The sequence below is a fragment of the Bradyrhizobium sp. LeoA1Lang genome (genome assembly GCF_055413685.1).
The window spans coordinates 36187-52984 of sequence record NZ_JBVAPG010000025.1; the positions used below are offsets into that span (position 1 = coordinate 36187).

Sequence of the window (16798 nt, forward strand, 5' to 3'; positions counted from 1 at the left end):
CATGCAAATCACGTGACAGCGAACCGGCGCGCCGTCCTGACGGCGGCGATGGGTTAATGTCGTCCAAACCCCAACTGCGCCTGAACGATATGTCATCTGCCGATGCAAGCAGCGCCGAGAAGGCGACCCTGATCGGAACGCTTGCGCATCTGTGGCCCTACATCTGGCCTGGCGACCGCGCTGATCTGAAGATGCGTGTAGCGTGGTCGATGGTGCTTCTGCTCCTCGCCAAGCTCGCGACGCTGTCAGTGCCCTTCACCTTCAAATGGGCGATCGACGCGCTGAACGGCACGCCCAGCGCACCGGTGCAATCGTCGAACTGGACGATGTGGCTGATCGCTTCGCCGCTCCTGATGACGGCGAGCTATGGCGCGGTGCGTGTCCTGATGGCGGTGCTGACGCAATGGCGCGACGGCATCTTTGCCCGCGTCGCCATGCACGCGGTACGGCGGCTCGCCTATCTCACCTTCGTGCACATGCACGAATTGTCGCTGCGCTTTCACCTGGAACGCAAGACCGGCGGACTGACGCGCATCCTCGAACGCGGCCGCACCGGCATCGAGACCATCGTGCGGATGGTGATCCTGCAATTGATCCCGACGGTGGTCGAGGTTGCGCTGCTGACGGCCGTGCTGCTTTGGCAGTTCGACTGGCGCTATGTCGGCGTCGTCGTGATCACCGTCGCGGCGTTCATGTACTACACCTATATCGCGACCGAGTGGCGGATCGAGATCCGCCGCAAGATGAACGACTCCGACACGGAAGCGAACACCAAGGCGATCGACTCGCTGCTCAACTACGAGACCGTGAAATATTTCGGCGCCGAGGCGCGCGAGGCCGAGCGCTACGACCGCTCGATGGCGCGCTACGAGCACGCCAGCACCAAGACCTATACGTCGCTCGCGATCCTCAATACCGGGCAGGCGATCATCTTCACCGCCGGCCTGACGGCGATCATGCTGCTGTGCGCGATTGGCATCCGCAATGGCAGCAACACGGTGGGCGATTTCGTGCTGGTCAACGCCATGATGATCCAGCTCTACCAGCCGCTCAACTTCATGGGTATGGTCTATCGCGAGATCAAGCAGGCGATCATCGACATCGAGAAGATGTTCGGCGTGCTGGCGCGCAAGGCGGAGATCAAGGATGCGCCCGATGCCAAACCGCTGGCGGTGACGGCCGGCAGCGTGCGGTTCGAGGATGTGCGCTTCGCCTATGAGCCGGACCGGCCGATCCTGAAAAGCCTCTCCTTCGAGGTGCCGGCCGGCAGGACGGTCGCGATCGTCGGCCCCTCCGGCGCCGGCAAGTCCACGATCTCGCGGCTGTTGTTCCGCCTCTACGACGTCTCCGGCGGCAGGATCCTGATCGACGGCCAGGACATCCGCAACGTCACGCAAGCCTCGCTGCGCGCCTCGATCGGCATGGTGCCGCAGGACACCGTGCTGTTCAACGACACCATCCGCTACAACATCCGCTACGGCCGTTGGGATGCTGGTGATGCCGAGGTAGAGGAGGCGGCGAAGCTCGCGCAGATCGATACGTTCATCCGGATGTCGCCGAAGGGCTATGAGACTCAGGTCGGCGAGCGCGGCCTGAAACTGTCGGGCGGCGAGAAGCAGCGGGTGGCGATCGCGCGTACGGTGCTGAAGGCGCCGCCAATCCTGGTGCTGGACGAGGCGACATCGGCGCTCGACAGCCACACCGAGCACGAGATCCAGGCCGCGCTCGAGCGCGTCTCGCGCAACCGCACCTCGCTGGTGATCGCGCACCGGCTTTCGACCATCGTCGGTGCCGACGAGATCATCGTCCTGGACCAGGGCCGCATCGCCGAGCGCGGAACTCATCCCCGGCTTTTGGCGCAAGGCGGGCTTTATGCCAGTATGTGGAACAGGCAGCGCGAGGCCGAGGAGGCGCGCGAGAAGCTGGCGATGGTCGACGACGGCAGCGAGGCGCCGAACCGCGAGCCGCCTCCGGTCGACGAACCCGAGCCTGATCCGGTCGAGAAACCCTTGCCGACGGCTGCGGAATAGGCTCCATCTCCGTCCCCAGGTCTGGGAAACCGAGTGAGATTCGATGTCGATCGCCAATTCCATACGCGCGCAGATTCCGCCCATCCATCCCGAGGGCTATCCGTTCATCGGCGGCTTCGCGCTGGCGAGCCTGATCCTGTTCTGGATCTGGACGCCGCTGGGCTGGATCGGGACCGTGCTGACGATCTGGTGCGCGCTGTTCTTCCGCGATCCGGTGCGGGTGACGCCGGTGCGGGACGGGCTCGTGGTGGCGCCCGCCGACGGGCGCGTCTCGATGATCACCCAAGCCCTGCCGCCGGCCGAACTCGGACTGGGCGATAAGGCGCTGACCCGGGTCTCGATCTTCATGAGCGTGTTCAACTGCCACGTGAACCGCAGCCCGGTCGCGGGGCGGATCGACCGCATCGCCTACCGGCCGGGCGCCTTTATCAATGCGGAGCTCGACAAGGCCAGCGAGGACAATGAGCGCAACTCGGTCGTGATCTCGACGCCCAACGGCCGCATCGGCGTGGTCCAGATCGCGGGCTTGGTGGCGCGGCGGATCGTCTCCTTCGTGCGCGAAGGCCAGTCGATCGGCGCCGGCGAACGGTTCGGCCTGATCCGGTTCGGCTCGCGGCTCGATGTCTACCTGCCCGAAGGCACCAAGCCGCTGGTTTCCGAGGGCCAGACGGCGATCGCCGGCGAGACCGTCCTAGCCGATTTCCGCACCCCCGAGCCGGGGTGGACCTACCGGGCCGATTAACCATCGGCACCGCCAATTGCGGCGCCTTGCCGCTGGAATGGCGGAGGGGGCCGGCGCTTGCTATATAGTCGCGAGCCATGATGCAGATCGATTCCAAACATCCGGAACTGCGCCGCCGGCGGTTTCGCCAGATTCCGGTCCGGTTGCTGGTGCCCAATGTCATCACGCTGCTCGCGATCTGCGCCGGCCTGACCGCGATCCGCCTGTCGACCGAAGGGCGGATGGAGCTTGCGGTCGCCGCGATCGTGTTTGCCGCAGCGCTCGATGGCATCGACGGGCGCATTGCGCGCCTGATCAAGGGCCAGTCGAAATTCGGCGCCGAGCTCGACAGCCTAGCGGATTTCGTCAATTTCGGCGTGGCGCCGGGCCTGATCCTCTATTTCTGGCAACTGCACGAATTGGGCAATGGCGGTTGGATTGCGGCCATGGTGTTCGCGATCAGTGGCGGGCTGCGGCTCGCCCGCTTCAACGCCTCGATCGACGATCCAAACAAGCCGGCGTTCGCGGCAAACTATTTCACCGGCGTGCCGGCGCCGGCTGGCGCCATCACGGTGTTGCTGCCGGTCTATCTGGGCTTCCTGGGCATCACTACGCCGCCGACGATGCTGACGGCCTTCTACACGCTCCTGATCGCGTTCCTGATGGTGTCGCGCCTGCCGGTGTTTTCCGGCAAGACGATGCGCATGCGGGTGCCGCCGGAAATGCTGTTGCCGGTGTTCGTCTCGGTGGTGTTCTTCATCGCGCTGTTGGTCAGCTATCCCTGGCACATCCTCTCCGCGGGCTCGGTGCTGTACCTGATCAGCCTGCCATGGGGCTGGAAAACCTATCGCGACCACGCGCGCGCCGCGGAGGCGCAGGCGGCTGTGCCGGCCGGGGCCTCGACGTCGCCAACTCCGTCGCCGAGCTATCCGGGTGTCACTGACGCCGACCACGACGACCGTCCGGCGCGCCTTAATTGAAGCGCTAGACCCTCATGGTTCGAGACGGCGCGAAGACGCGCCTCCTCACCGTGAGGGGCGAGAGTTGGCTTCCCCCAAATATCAGCCATGAGCGGAAGCTTGGTTGGGTTCACGGCCGATCTCGGCTATAGGCATGGGCCAAGATCGTCTCGCCAAGAAGCGTCCATTTGCCAGGAGAAACGCCGTGAATAAAGCCGTCGCCGCCCCGCTGTCCGCGTCCGTGCTCGAAGCCTTGGCGCGCTATGACACGCCGACGATCTGCAACGCGATGGAGATCGTCGCCCCGGAACGGCGGTTGATCGGCTACACCACGAAGCCGCTGGTCTGCCCGTTTCCGGACCTGCCGCCGATCGTCGGCTATGCCCGCACGGTCACGATCCGTTCCGTCCTTCAATCCGGTCTGCCGGCAGCCGAGCAGGCCAAGCGCCGCATCGAATATTACGAATATGTCGGCACCGGCTTTGGTCCGCGCATCGCCGTGATCCAGGATATCGATGGCGCCGATGTCGGCTATGGCGCGTTCTGGGGCGAGGTGCAGAGCAACGTGCACAAGGCGCTCGGCTGTCTCGGCGTGATCACCGACGGCTCGATCCGCGACATCCCGCAATGGGCGCCGGGCTTCCAGGCGCTCGCAGGATCGATCGGCCCGTCGCATGCCTGGGTGCATGCCGAGAGCTTCGGCGGCGAGGTGCGGGTTGCCGGCATGACCGTGCGCTCCGACGATCTTATCCATGCCGACAGCCACGGCGCGATCGTGATCCCGATCGATGTCGCCGCCAAGCTGCCGGATGCGGCCGAACTCTGCGCGCGTCGCGAGACGCCGATCCTGGAGATCGCGCGCAGCCCGGACTTCTCGCTGGAGAAGCTCAAGGAAGCGCTGAAACGCTCGGCCGAGATCCACTAGAGCATGATCCGGAAAAGTGTGAAGCGGTTTTCCGAAAAGATCATGCTCAAACAATAACCTAAAGCGCGATGATGATTCATCCTCATCTCATCGCGCTTTAGGCTAGAGCGTTTTCGAGCGAAGTGGACACCGGTTCGCGTGAAGAAAACGCGTCAAGACAAGAATCGTCATATCGCCGCGACTTTGGCGACGTCGTGGGCGCCGCGAATGACCATGTCGATGGCGACATAGAGGATGACGGCCAGGCCGACATAGGCGATCCAGCGATGCTTCTGCAGCAGCCGCGCGATGAAGGTTGCGGCTGCGCCCATCAGTGCGATGGAGAGGATTAGGCCGAAGATCAGCACGCTCGGGTGCTCGCGCGCGGCTCCCGCGACAGCCAGGACGTTGTCGAGCGACATTGAGACGTCGGCAACGATGATCTGCGTCGTGGCCTGGAAGAGCGTCTTCCGGGGTGCCCCGTCTGCAGACGCGCCACCGAGCTCTGCGTCGGCTTCTTCCTTCGCGGCGGCGCGCAGCTCGCGCCACATTTTCCAGCACACCCACAACAGCAGGATTCCGCCGGCGAGCAAGAGGCCGACGATCTGCATGATCTGCGTCGCCACGACGGCAAACAGGATGCGCAGCACGGTCGCCGCCAGAATGCCGATCAGGATCGCCTTGCTGCGTTGCTTCTCGGGCAGGCCTGCTGCGGCGAGGCCGATCACGACGGCATTGTCGCCGGCGAGGACCAGGTCGATCAGAACGACCTGCAGCAGCGCGGACAGGAATTCAAAGCCAAGAAATTCGGACACGGGTCATGCTCCCCTTCTGGTCTGGAGAGTGACCCCGGATTAGATGCCGGCTTGATGGCGATGCATATCGGTGAGGGATTCACCGATATGTCCCGCGATCAATGCCGCAGATCAAAGCAGGGCCACTCCAACTTAACTCCAGTCCGACATCGCAGCCTGTCGGCTGCCAGAGGGGCCCGGCCTGGTACGCTCTAGTATAGTTACGGTCGCGAATTCGAACGTGCGACGGCTTCTTCCTCGAAGAACAGCGCCGCCTGGTCCGGTTCGCCAAAGATTGCCGCTGCACACCCCATGAAGGTGAATGCACCGGCAAAATCCCACCACGTGACTTTCCCTGAGTTCTCCCGAGCCTGGATCAGGCGCGCCACGATGGCGGCGACCGCCGCCTCCGCGAACAGCAGGATGCTGAATGCGGGCAGCACGAGCTCGGGTTCGAGCACTCGGATCATCAGGATGGCAGGGAACACGGTCAGGACGCCGAACAGCGCGAACAGCCCGAAAGGCTCCAGCGACGGAGTATTTCGCATGATCCAGTTTGAACTGGAGGCCAACATCTGTTCCCCTGAATGAACGAACGCCCAATAGCAGCCGCGCGGCATCTGCTGACGCCCAGCTATCGGCGGCAACCAATAGCAAAACACTCTTGCGTGCGGGAGGTTTCTGACCCGTGGCGCAGCGCCGCAGACGGGTGTAGTTGTCGCTCGGCCGCCATGCGGAACCCACGAGGGCAGGGACGGGAGGTGCGCGATGGAAATGCGTGACAAGACCGTGTTCATCACCGGCTCAACCGACGGCGTCGGCCGCTATGTTGCGAAGAGGCTCGCCATCGGCGGCGCCAGCGTGCTGGTCCATGGACGCGACAAAGCGCGCGGGGCATCGCTGATCGAAGAGATCAGGCGGGCAGGGGGCCACGAGCCCATTTTCTACCAGGCCGACCTGTCCTCGCTTGCCGAGACGCGAAAACTTGCGGAGGCCGTGCTCGGAAACCACACGCGGCTCGACGTCTTCGTCAGCAATGCCGGGATCGGTACGCAGAGCGAGGGGCCGGCGCGGCAGACCAGCAGGGACGGCTACGAGCTGCGCTTTGCCGTGAACTACCTCGCGGGTTTCCTGCTCGCGCGTCTCTTGCTGCCGCTGTTGAAAGCGAGCGCGCCGTCGCGGATCGTCAATGTCGCCTCGCTCGGCCAGCATCCGATCGACTTCGACGACGTGATGATCACGAAGAACTACAGCGGCCCGCGCGCCTACGCCCAGAGCAAGCTTGCGCAGATCATGTTCACGGTCGATCTTGCGCAAGAGTTGAAAGGCTCGGGCGTCACCGCAAATTCGCTGCACCCGGCGACCTACATGAACACCACCATGGTGCGCGCGGGCGGCATCACCCCGATCTCCACCGTCGAGCAGGGCGGCGAAGCGATCCTGCATCTGGTGTCGGGCGACGATGTCGCCGACGAAAGCGGGCTGTTCTTCAACGGCATGAACGAGGCCAGGGCCAATCCGCAAGCCTATGACGCGTCGGCACGGAGACGGCTCCGCGCGCTCAGTCTCGAACTCACGGGGCTCGATGCCGGTCACTGAGCTGCGCCGGCGATTATGGTTAGCGAAAGATTGAGACCGGCGCCGCGCCTAAACTCCACGCGTCCACTCGGGATTTTACGGGTTCCTCTTCGGCTTAACCTTTACGCGTCTTTAATGGCGGCCACGTAGGGTTTTCCGGCGCGGTCCGGGGTTGGGTCGTGCACCGTCCAGGACAGGCGGTGTATTGCGTACGCGTTGGAGTTTCCCATGGATATTATGACGGGCGCCGGGCTCTTGGCGGGCATTATCGTCATTTCAGTGATGATGCTCATGGGCGGCGACCTGCACATGTTCATTTCCGAACATGCGATGATCATCATTTTCGGCGGATCGGTCGCGGCCACGATGATCCGCTTTCCATTGGGCGCGATCCTGCATGGCCTGCCGCTGGGTGCGAAATTCGCCTTCACCGTGAGCCGGCTGTCGGCGCGCGATCTGGTCGACGAACTGGCCCGGATCGCCGAGATTGCCCGCAAGCAGGGGCCGGTCGGCCTTGAAAAGGTCGAGACCAACGAGCCCTTCCTGGCCAAGGGAATCCGCTACGTCGCCGACGGCTACGACCTCGAATTCATCCGCGACAATCTCGAGCGCGACCGCGACAATTTCCTGATGCATCTCGACGAGGGCAGCAAGATCTACCGCGCGATCGGCGACTGCGCGCCGGCCTTCGGCATGATCGGCACCTTGATCGGCATGGTGCAGATGTTCGCCAATATGACCGATCCCTCAAAGCTCGGTCCATTCATGGCGACCGCGCTGCTGGCCACGCTCTACGGGGCGCTGGTTGCGAACCTGTTCTGCCTGCCGATCGCCGACAAGCTGCACGGCAAGCTGCTGGACGAGGAGACCAACCGCACCCTGATCATCGACGGCATCCTGATGATCCGCGATTCGAAGAGCCCGGCGCTGGTTCGCGAAATGCTGCTCGCCTATCTGCCGGAAAAGCACCGCGAAGGAGAGGGCGAGCCGGTGCCGGCCTGACCTTCGGCCTGGCAGCGATCCGGAGCTTCACGCGATGGCCAAGAAAAAGCGCGGCGATGCACATACCGGAGGTCACGGCTGGTTCGTGACCTTCGCCGACCTGATGGGGCTGATGATGAGCTTCTTTGTGATGCTCGTCGCCTTCTCCAGCATGGACAACAACAAGCTGAAGATCGTCGCAGGTTCGATGCGCGACGCCTTCGGCTCGCAGACCAATGTGCGCTATTCCGGCATCATCGAATCCGACGGCCTGCCGACGCGGCCGAAGTTGAAGAACGTCGAGCATATCTCGCCGGAAGAGACCTCGGACAGGCCGACACCCGACGAGAAGGAGCGCAATCAGGAGAACGGCGCCAAGCTGCACACCGACCGCGCCTTTGCGCTCGCGTCCGCTTCGCTCCGGCAGGCGCTGCAGGACATGCCGGAATTGACCGAAATGTCCAAGCACATCATGTTCGAGGAAACCAAGGAGGGCCTCAACCTCGAGATCATCGACCAGGACGGCCGCTCGATGTTCGCCGACGGCTCCAAGATACCTTACGACCGCACGCGGCGGCTGATCCAGAAGCTTGCCGGGCCGCTCAAGGCAACGCCGCTGCGCGTATCCATCGTCGGCCACACCGCCGCCGGTTTCGTGCCGGCGCGCAGCGAATACGGTGCGTTCGACCTGTCGGCGGACCGAGCCAATGCGGTGCGCCAGATCCTCGAGCGCGAAGGGCTGCCCCCCTCGCACATCTTCGCCGTCTCGGGCAAGGCGGACAGCCAGCCGTTGTTTCCGGACGATCCTTCGCTCGCGGCAAACCGTCGCGTCACCATCACCTTGATGCGTGAGGATCCGCCGCTGCCGCCCGGCTTGAAGCCGTAATCTGCCGAATTTACTATCTGCCGCCTGTCCAGCCGGGGACCGTTACGCGCTTGTCGCGGCCGCCGCAACCGTTGACAGGGAACGCGGAAGCGTGGATAGCCGCGCCGGATCAAACTAGCAGATTGGGCGTTCCCCCCGCCATGGCTGTCAGCGTCTCATCCAGCGAGGTCCAAGAGGGGCCGGTTACGTCCAACTTCTGGGCCTTGACGCTGGGCAGTATCGGCGTGGTGTTCGGCGATATCGGTACCTCGCCGCTCTATGCGTTCCGCGAGGCAGTCGCCGGCGCGACGCATGGGCAGCCGGTATCCCGAATCATCGTCCTCGGCGTGCTGTCGCTGATCCTGTGGGCGCTCTTCATCGTCGTCACCTCGAAATACGTGCTGCTGCTCCTGCGCGCCGACAACAACGGCGAGGGCGGCACGCTCTCGCTGATGGCCCTGGGGCAGCGGGCGCTGGGGCGGAGAAGCTGGCTGTTGCTGGCGCTCGGCGTGGTCGGCGCCTCGATGTTCATCGGCGATTCCATGATCACGCCGGCGATCTCCGTGCTGTCGGCGGTCGAAGGCCTCAAGCTCGCGACGCCCGCACTTCAACATTACGTGGTGCCCGTCACGATCGTCATCCTGGTCGTCCTGTTCTCGGTCCAGCGCATCGGCACCGGGCGGGTTGCTTCCGCCTTCGGGCCTGTGATGGTGGTCTGGTTCGCTACGCTTGCCGTGATGGGGCTGGTCCACATCAAGGATGACCCGTCGGTGCTGGCGGCGATCAATCCCTATTACGCGCTCCAGTTCCTGCTCACGCATGGCACCATCGGGCTGGTGACGCTGGGCGCAGTGTTCCTGGCCGTCACCGGCGGCGAGGCGCTCTATGCCGATCTCGGCCATTTCGGCCGCAAGCCGATCCAGTCCGGCTGGCTGTTCTTCGTGCTGCCGTCGCTTCTGCTCAATTATTTCGGGCAGGGGGCGCTGGTGCTCTCCGATCCATCCGCGATCGAGAATTCGTTTTATCGGATGGTTCCCGACTTCCTGCTGCTGCCACTGGTGGTGCTCGCGACCGCCGCCACTGTGATCGCGAGCCAGGCCGTCATCACCGGCGCCTATTCGCTGGTCCGCCAGGCGGTGCAGCTCGGCCTGCTGCCGCGCTTCGAGGTCCGCTACACCTCGGAGTCCCATGCCGGGCAAATCTATCTGCCGCGCGTCAACCGGCTGCTGCTGGTCGGTGTCCTCTTGCTTGTGCTGATGTTCCACACCTCGAGCGGACTGGCATCGGCCTACGGCATCGCGGTTTCCACCACCATGGTCGCCGACGGCATCATGGGCTTTGTGGTGATCTGGAAATTGTGGAACTGGCGCGCAGCGACCGCGGCCGCGGTGATCGTGCCGTTCGTGGTGGTCGACATGACCTTCCTGAGCGCCAATCTCCTCAAACTGTTCGAGGGCGCCTGGGTGCCGCTTTTGTTCGGCGCAGCCATGGCGGCCATGATCTGGACCTGGCGGCGCGGGACGGCCATCCTGATCGCCAAGACCCGGCGCATCGAGGTGCCGCTTGACGACCTGATCAAGAGCCTGGAGAAGCGGCCGCCGTATATCGTCAAGGGCACCGCGGTGTTTCTCACCAGCGATCCCGGCTTCGTGCCGACCGCGCTGCTGCACAACCTCAAGCACAACAAGGTCCTGCACGAGCACAATGTCATCCTGACCATCGAGACGGCGCAGACGCCGCGCGTCGATGTCTCCGAGCGCGTCTACATGGAACGCGTCAGCGACAAGTTCTCCAAGGTGCGCCTCAGGTTCGGCTTCATGGAATCGCCGAACGTCCCGAAGGCGCTGGTGATCGCCCGCAAGCTCGGCTGGCAGTTCGATATCATGGCGACGTCATTCTTCGTGTCGCGGCGGTCTCTCAAACCCGCGGCGCAGTCGGGCATGCCGCTATGGCAGGATCACCTGTTCATCGCCATGAGCCGCTCCGCCAACGATGCCACCGACTATTTTCAGATTCCGACGGGGCGCGTGGTTGAGGTCGGCACCCAGGTAACTATCTGACCGGCGCACGATTGTGGCTGGTTAAACGATTGACCTATGTGTAAAATGCATGGCGGCAGCCCATTTCTCGCCTAACCTATGCATTCGAGCGAGGATATAGCCCTGCCGCGCTGTTTCATTGTGCAGTGAACAATAGAGGCTCCCTCCCATGTCGTCCGAGAGTGCGGTCACCGCGGCGGAAACGCCCGCGGCCAGTGGACATGGAGAGGCGCATTCCACGGCGGGGTTCGGAGCGCTGACGCTCGGCAGCATCGGCGTCGTCTACGGAGACATCGGTACCAGCCCGCTCTACGCTCTTCGCGAAGCCGTTGTGGCGGCAAGCGAGCATAGTGGCGTCGCCACGACGCAGGCCGTGCTCGGCGTGCTCTCCCTGATCCTGTGGGCGCTGATCGTCGTCGTCACGCTTAAATATGTGGTGATTCTGCTGCGCGCCGATAACCACGGCGAGGGCGGAACGCTGGCGCTGATGGCGCTGGCCGAACGCGCCGTTACCAAGGGCGCCGGCGCGGTCGTGATGCTCGGCATCATCAGCGGGGCCTTGTTCTACGGCGACGCGGTGATCACGCCGGCGCTGTCGGTGCTGTCGGCGATCGAGGGCATCAAGCTCGTCACCGCGACCTTCGAACATTATGTCGTGCCGCTCACGGCGTTGATCCTGGTGGCGCTGTTTGCCGTGCAGTCCCACGGCACCGCCCGGGTTGCTGCGTTTTTCGGACCCATCATGTGTGTCTGGTTTGCTGTGCTGGCGATCGCAGCCGTGCCGCAGATCATCAGACATCCTGAGGTCCTTTTGGCCTTCAATCCGCTCTACGCGGTCTCCTTCATGCTCCATCACGGTGTGATCGGGTTCGTCACCCTCGGCGCGGTGTTTCTCGCCGTCACCGGCGCGGAAGCGCTCTATGCCGATCTCGGGCACTTCGGCAAACGGCCGATCCAGGTCGCTTGGCTGTTCATCGTGCTGCCGGCGCTGGTGCTGAATTATATGGGGCAGGCGGCGCTCGTCATCGTCGACCCCAAGGCGATCGAGAATCCGTTCTTCCTGATGTTCCCGGATTGGGCGCTGATCCCGATGGTTGTGCTCGCCACCATCGCGACCGTCATTGCAAGCCAGGCCGTCATCACCGGCGCCTATTCGCTGACGCGCCAGGCGATCCAACTCGGCCTGCTGCCGCGCTTCGAGATTCGCCACACCTCGGAAGCCCATTCGGGGCAGATCTTTATTCCCCGCATCAACCGGATGCTGCTTATCGCGGTGTTGTTGCTGGTCGTGATGTTCCGCTCCTCCAGCGCGCTGGCCTCGGCCTATGGCATCTCGGTGACCGGCACCATGGTGGTCACGGGCATGATGGGCTTTGTCGTGGTGTGGAAGGTCTGGCGATGGTCGCCGCTCGCCGCCGCCGCATTGATCGCGCCCTTCCTGTTTCTCGATCTCACCTTCCTGACGGCAAACCTGCTGAAGGTGCTGGAAGGCGGCTGGGTGCCGCTGGCGCTCGGCGGCGCCGTGATGCTGCTGATGTACACATGGCGGCGGGGCAGCCGGCTGCTGTTCGAGAAGTCGCGCAAGCTGGAATTCCCGCTCGCCGACCTCATCGCGATGCTGGAGAAACGGCCGCCGCAGCGCGTCTCCGGCACGGCGGTGTTCCTGACCAGCGATCCTGCCAGTGCGCCGACCGCGCTCATGCATAGTCTAAAACACTACAAAGTGTTGCATGAGAAGAACGTCATTCTCACCATCGAGACCGCGCCGACGCCGCGGATCGACCCGTCCGAGCGGGTGCGAATGGAGCAGATCAGCCCGACCTTCTCCAAGGTGACGCTGCGCTTCGGCTTCATGGAATCGCCGAACGTGCCGAAGACGCTGGCGATCGCCCGCAAGCTCGGCTGGCAGTTCGACATCATGTCGACCTCGTTCTTCCTGTCGCGGCGCTCGCTCAAGCCCGCCGCGCATTCCGGCATGCCGCGCTGGCAGGACCATCTGTTCATCGCGCTCAGCCGCGCCTCCAACGACGCCACCGATTATTTCCAGATCCCGACCGGCCGCGTCGTCGAGGTGGGAACGCAGGTGACGATCTAGCTTTTTGCCGGTCCTAAGCTGTTTGCGGTGCTTGATTTTCCCTGCGCAAGAGGCGACTTTGCCCCCGAAACAGGGGGCTGGCTGAGCCCATGAATTGTCTGGAGAACGCGCGTGGCCGACCACAAGGTGCATGATCTAACGCCCCAGGAGGTGTCGAAGGGAATAGCGGATGGACGCTATCTCCTGGTCGACGTCCGCGAGCCCAACGAGGTCGCGGCTGAGGCCTATCCTGATAGCGTCGTGGTGCCGCTGTCGACGTTCGATCCGGACGAGATTCCCGATCCGCAGGGCAAAGAGGTCGTGTTCGCCTGCCGCTCGGGCAAGCGTTCGGTGACGGCATCGCTTGCGGCGCAGTCGGCGGGGTTGCCGTACGACCAGCATCTGGCAGGGGGCATGTTGGCCTGGAAGGCGGCGGGATTGCCGACCAAGACGGGCGGCTGACCTTTCCATGACTTCCATGAACAAGGTCTTCTCGGACCTTCCCGTCACCATTTTCGAAGCGATGTCGCAGCTCGCGCGCGACAACAACGCGATCAATCTCGGCCAGGGTTTTCCGGACGATCCCGGTCCGGAGGACATCCGTCGCGCCGCCGCGGATGCTTCCGTCAACGGCTACAATCAGTACCCGTCGATGATGGGTATCCCCGAGCTCAGGCAGGCGATCGCGACCCATTACGGCCGCTGGCACGGACTCAGCCTCGATCCCACGACGGAAGTCATGGTGACCTCGGGCGGCACCGAAGCGCTGACATCGTCGATCCTCGCGATGGTCGAACCGGGCGACGAAGTGGTCGTCTTCCAGCCGGTGTACGATTCCTATCTGCCGATCATCCGTCAGGCCGGAGGCATTCCGCGCCTGCTGCGGCTGGAGCCGCCGCACTGGCGGCTGAACGAGGAGATGCTGCGGAGCGTCTTCAACCACAAGACCAAGGCGGTGCTGTTCAACAATCCGCTCAATCCTTCCGCCGTGGTCTATCCGCGCGAAGACCTCGAACTGCTGGCGCGGTTCTGCCAGGAATTCGACGTGGTCGCGATCTGCGACGAGGTCTGGGAGCACGTGATCTTCGATGGCCGCGAGCACATCCCGCTGATCACGCTGCCGGGCATGCGGGACCGCACCATCAAGGTCGGCAGTGCCGGCAAGATCTTTTCGCTCACCGGTTGGAAGATCGGTTTCGTCTGCGCCGCGCCGCCGCTTCTGCGGGTTGCCGCCAAGGTGCATCAGTTCCTCACCTTCACCACGGCGCCCAACCTGCAGGCGGCGGTGGCCTACGGGCTCGGCAAGGCGGATGCGTATTTTCACGACATGCGCAAGGATCTGGCGCGGAGCAGGGATAGGCTGACAAAAGGGCTCGAGAGCCTCGGCTTTCCCGTCCTGAAATCGCAAGGCACCTATTTCCTCACCGTCGACCTGTCGCCGCTCGGTCTGAATGAGACCGACGAGGCGTTCTGCCGGCGCATCGTGACCGACTACAAGGTGGCCGCGATCCCCGTCTCGGCCTTCTACGAAAAGGATCCGGTAACCTCGGTCGTGCGTTTTTGCTTTGCAAAGCAGGATGCAACCCTCGACACTGCGCTCGAGCGTCTGTCGGACGCGGTGCACCGTCGAAAGAGGTAGGGAGATGCACGAGCAGGGCCGTCATTCCATTTGTCTCGCCGTCCTCTTTGCCGCGGCTCTGCTCGTCTCTTCATCCGCCCGCGCCGAGGAACGCACGGTCAATTTCTACAATTGGTCGAACTATGTGGCGCCGGGGGTGCTGGAGGACTTCACCAAGGAGACCGGCATCAGGGTAACTTACGACACCTTCGACGCCAACGAGACGCTGGAAACGCGGCTGCTCGCGGGCAAGTCGGGCTACGACGTGGTGGTCCCGACTGGTTATTTCCTGCAGCGCCAGATCACCGCAAAGGTCTTCCTCAAGCTCGACAAATCGAAACTGCCGAACCTCGCCAATGCCTGGCCGGTGGTGACGAGCGAGCTCGCGACCTACGATCCCGGCAACAACTACGCCGCCAATTACATGTGGGGCACCACCGGCATCGGCTACAACGTCCAGATGGCGCAGAAGATTCTCGGCCCCGATGCCAGGATCGATAGCTGGGACATGGTCTTCAAGCCGGAGAATCTCGCGAAGTTTAGGGATTGCGGCATCCATATGCTGGACTCTGCCGACGACATCTTGCCGGCGGCCTTGAACTATCTCGGCATCGATCCGAACTCCACCAAGCAGGCCGGTCTCGAGAAGGCCGCTGACCTCGTCAGCAAGGTCAGGCCTTATGTTCGCAAGTTTCATTCCTCGGAATATCTGAGCGCGCTAGCCTCCGGCGAGATCTGCTTCGTGGTGGGCTGGTCAGGCGACATCATGCAGGCGCGCAGCCGCGCGGTCGAAGCCAAGAACGGCGTCGAAATCGGCTACACCATCCCGAAGGAGGGCGCGCAGATGTTCTTCGATAATCTCGCGATTCCCGCCGACGCCAAGAACGTCGCCGAGGCCCATGAGCTGATCAACTACCTCTACCGGCCGGACGTCGCTGCGAAGAACTCGAATTTCCTGTCCTACGCCAACGGCAACCTGGCCAGCCAGAAGCTGATCGATCCCAAGATCCTCGACGACAAGAACATCTATCCGGATGAGGCGACGCAGAAGAAGCTGTTCGTCATCACCGCGCGCGACCCCGCAACCCAGCGGATCATCAACCGGCTGTGGACGAGGGTGAAGACGGGGAAGTGAGGCTCGCTGTCGCGACGCTCTCCGTCATTGCGAGCGCAGCGAAGCAATCCATAGCGCCACAAGTGGAGGCATGGAGTGCTTCGCTGCGCTCGCAATGACGTGGGGCGATATTGGCTTCAGGCTCACCGCCAGCGGCGATGCAGCCACAGCCACTGGTCCGGATATTCGCGCACCCAGCCTTCGATCACGTTGGTGACGGCCTGCATCGTGCCCTGGATATCGATCTCTCCGGACGCATTGAACACGGGCTTCACTTCCTCTGACAGTTCGCCGCGGAAGCGGTTATTGGGCAGGCGGATGATGCGGGCGCCGTGGATCGGGCATTCGACCTGACGCCGGAGCCGCGCCAGCGTCGGGTTGGCCTTGGTCTTGCGGCCGAAGAAGGTGACCTCGACGCCGTTGGTCAGATATTGGTCGACCAGCATGGCGACGTGCTTGTTGTCTTGCAGCGCCTGTGCAAGCCGGAGCGGCGCGTCGCGGCCGGCGGGGATCAGCGTGCCCATCTTGATCGCGCGGATATTCTCGATCGCGCGGTCCGCGGCTTCGCTGTTCGGCCGTCGGAACAGGATCGCGGTGTCGAGCCCGTGCGCGACAGCCGCCAGCGCCGGCAATTCCCAATTGCCGAGATGCGCGGCAAAGATCAGCGCCGGCTTGCCGTCGTCCCTGATCTGGTCGAACAGCTCGATGGTCCGCGGCGGCAATTCGATGCGGCTGTTTTCGGGATGGTCGCGGTCGTAGTCCCAGATATGGTCGAGATGGGCGAACTCGGCGCCGATGCGGCCGAGATTGTCCCAGACGCCGGCCAGGATCTTCTCGATCTCCTCAGGCGATTTTTCCGGAAACGCGGCCTTCAGATTCTCGCGACCGATCCGGTCCTCACGCAGCCTGCGACCGATGAAATGCGCGGCGCGCCCGAAGAAATCGGCGGTCTTGAACGGATCGAAGCAGCGCGTGGTACGCAACAGCGCGATCGTCAGCGCGCCCACCGCCGCGTCGCCCACGGGCTTGACGGCGTCGCGAAGGCGCGCGCGGGCGCGAAGGAGCTGCAGGCGGTTCATCGCGACAAGCGGCGCGGCGTTTGGTTGAGCATGATCTCTTCA

General features: G+C 63.6%; 15 protein-coding genes. 12 read left to right on the top strand and 3 right to left on the bottom strand.

Features of this window, described 5'->3' with window-relative positions:
- The first annotated feature begins 56 nt into the window (after positions 1 to 56).
- From ACZYOF_RS11690 to ACZYOF_RS11705, 4 genes are all read left to right on the top strand, one after another.
- Positions 57 to 2030, top strand: a complete 1974-nt coding sequence (locus ACZYOF_RS11690) for an ABCB family ABC transporter ATP-binding protein/permease (protein ID WP_463715844.1) — start codon at positions 57 to 59, stop codon at positions 2028 to 2030.
- A 43-nt stretch (positions 2031 to 2073) separates the two neighbouring features.
- Complete coding sequence (locus tag ACZYOF_RS11695) at positions 2074 to 2772, top strand: phosphatidylserine decarboxylase (protein ID WP_130581882.1); 699 nt, start codon at positions 2074 to 2076, stop codon at positions 2770 to 2772.
- A 77-nt stretch (positions 2773 to 2849) separates the two neighbouring features.
- On the top strand, positions 2850 to 3731 hold the full coding sequence (pssA, locus tag ACZYOF_RS11700; RefSeq protein WP_394568910.1) for a CDP-diacylglycerol--serine O-phosphatidyltransferase: 882 nt from the start codon (positions 2850 to 2852) through the stop codon (positions 3729 to 3731).
- Between the two features lie 184 nt (positions 3732 to 3915).
- A complete protein-coding gene (locus tag ACZYOF_RS11705; protein WP_282530328.1) occupies positions 3916 to 4635 on the top strand; it encodes an RraA family protein in 720 nt (239 codons plus the stop codon).
- 167 nt (positions 4636 to 4802) lie between these two features.
- On the opposite strand, the gene ACZYOF_RS11710 is transcribed toward ACZYOF_RS11705, so the two are convergent.
- Positions 4803 to 5429, bottom strand: coding sequence for a TerC family protein (locus ACZYOF_RS11710; protein ID WP_463715845.1), 627 nt, complete (start codon positions 5427 to 5429; stop codon positions 4803 to 4805).
- A 200-nt stretch (positions 5430 to 5629) separates the two neighbouring features.
- On the bottom strand, positions 5630 to 6028 hold the full coding sequence (locus ACZYOF_RS11715) for a hypothetical protein (RefSeq protein WP_463715846.1): 399 nt from the start codon (positions 6026 to 6028) through the stop codon (positions 5630 to 5632).
- 148 nt (positions 6029 to 6176) lie between these two features.
- On the opposite strand from ACZYOF_RS11715, the gene ACZYOF_RS11720 reads away from it, so the two are divergent.
- The 8 genes from ACZYOF_RS11720 (at position 6177) to ACZYOF_RS11755 (ending at position 15698) form a co-directional block, all read left to right on the top strand.
- Positions 6177 to 7007: an SDR family NAD(P)-dependent oxidoreductase gene (locus tag ACZYOF_RS11720; protein WP_463715847.1), complete on the top strand. Its 831-nt coding sequence runs from the start codon at positions 6177 to 6179 to the stop codon at positions 7005 to 7007.
- Between the two features lie 207 nt (positions 7008 to 7214).
- Positions 7215 to 7988 (top strand): motility protein A, encoded by a 774-nt coding sequence (locus ACZYOF_RS11725; RefSeq protein ID WP_130580623.1) that lies wholly within the window; start codon positions 7215 to 7217, stop codon positions 7986 to 7988.
- Between the two features lie 34 nt (positions 7989 to 8022).
- Positions 8023 to 8853, top strand: a complete 831-nt coding sequence (locus ACZYOF_RS11730) for a flagellar motor protein MotB (RefSeq protein WP_463715848.1) — start codon at positions 8023 to 8025, stop codon at positions 8851 to 8853.
- A 140-nt stretch (positions 8854 to 8993) separates the two neighbouring features.
- Positions 8994 to 10892 (top strand): potassium transporter Kup, encoded by a 1899-nt coding sequence (locus tag ACZYOF_RS11735; RefSeq protein WP_282530330.1) that lies wholly within the window; start codon positions 8994 to 8996, stop codon positions 10890 to 10892.
- Between the two features lie 148 nt (positions 10893 to 11040).
- Positions 11041 to 12966, top strand: a complete 1926-nt coding sequence (locus tag ACZYOF_RS11740) for a potassium transporter Kup (RefSeq protein ID WP_282530331.1) — start codon at positions 11041 to 11043, stop codon at positions 12964 to 12966.
- A gap of 111 nt (positions 12967 to 13077) precedes the next feature.
- Positions 13078 to 13407, top strand: coding sequence for a rhodanese-like domain-containing protein (locus ACZYOF_RS11745; protein ID WP_463715849.1), 330 nt, complete (start codon positions 13078 to 13080; stop codon positions 13405 to 13407).
- A gap of 7 nt (positions 13408 to 13414) precedes the next feature.
- On the top strand, positions 13415 to 14584 hold the full coding sequence (locus ACZYOF_RS11750; RefSeq protein ID WP_463715850.1) for an aminotransferase: 1170 nt from the start codon (positions 13415 to 13417) through the stop codon (positions 14582 to 14584).
- 4 nt (positions 14585 to 14588) lie between these two features.
- Positions 14589 to 15698 (top strand): polyamine ABC transporter substrate-binding protein, encoded by a 1110-nt coding sequence (locus ACZYOF_RS11755; protein ID WP_463715851.1) that lies wholly within the window; start codon positions 14589 to 14591, stop codon positions 15696 to 15698.
- Between the two features lie 122 nt (positions 15699 to 15820).
- Here the strand turns inward: ACZYOF_RS11755 and ACZYOF_RS11760 are convergent, their stop codons facing one another.
- Positions 15821 to 16756 (bottom strand): lipid A biosynthesis lauroyl acyltransferase, encoded by a 936-nt coding sequence (locus ACZYOF_RS11760; RefSeq protein WP_165421257.1) that lies wholly within the window; start codon positions 16754 to 16756, stop codon positions 15821 to 15823.
- Positions 16757 to 16798: the final 42 nt, after the last annotated feature.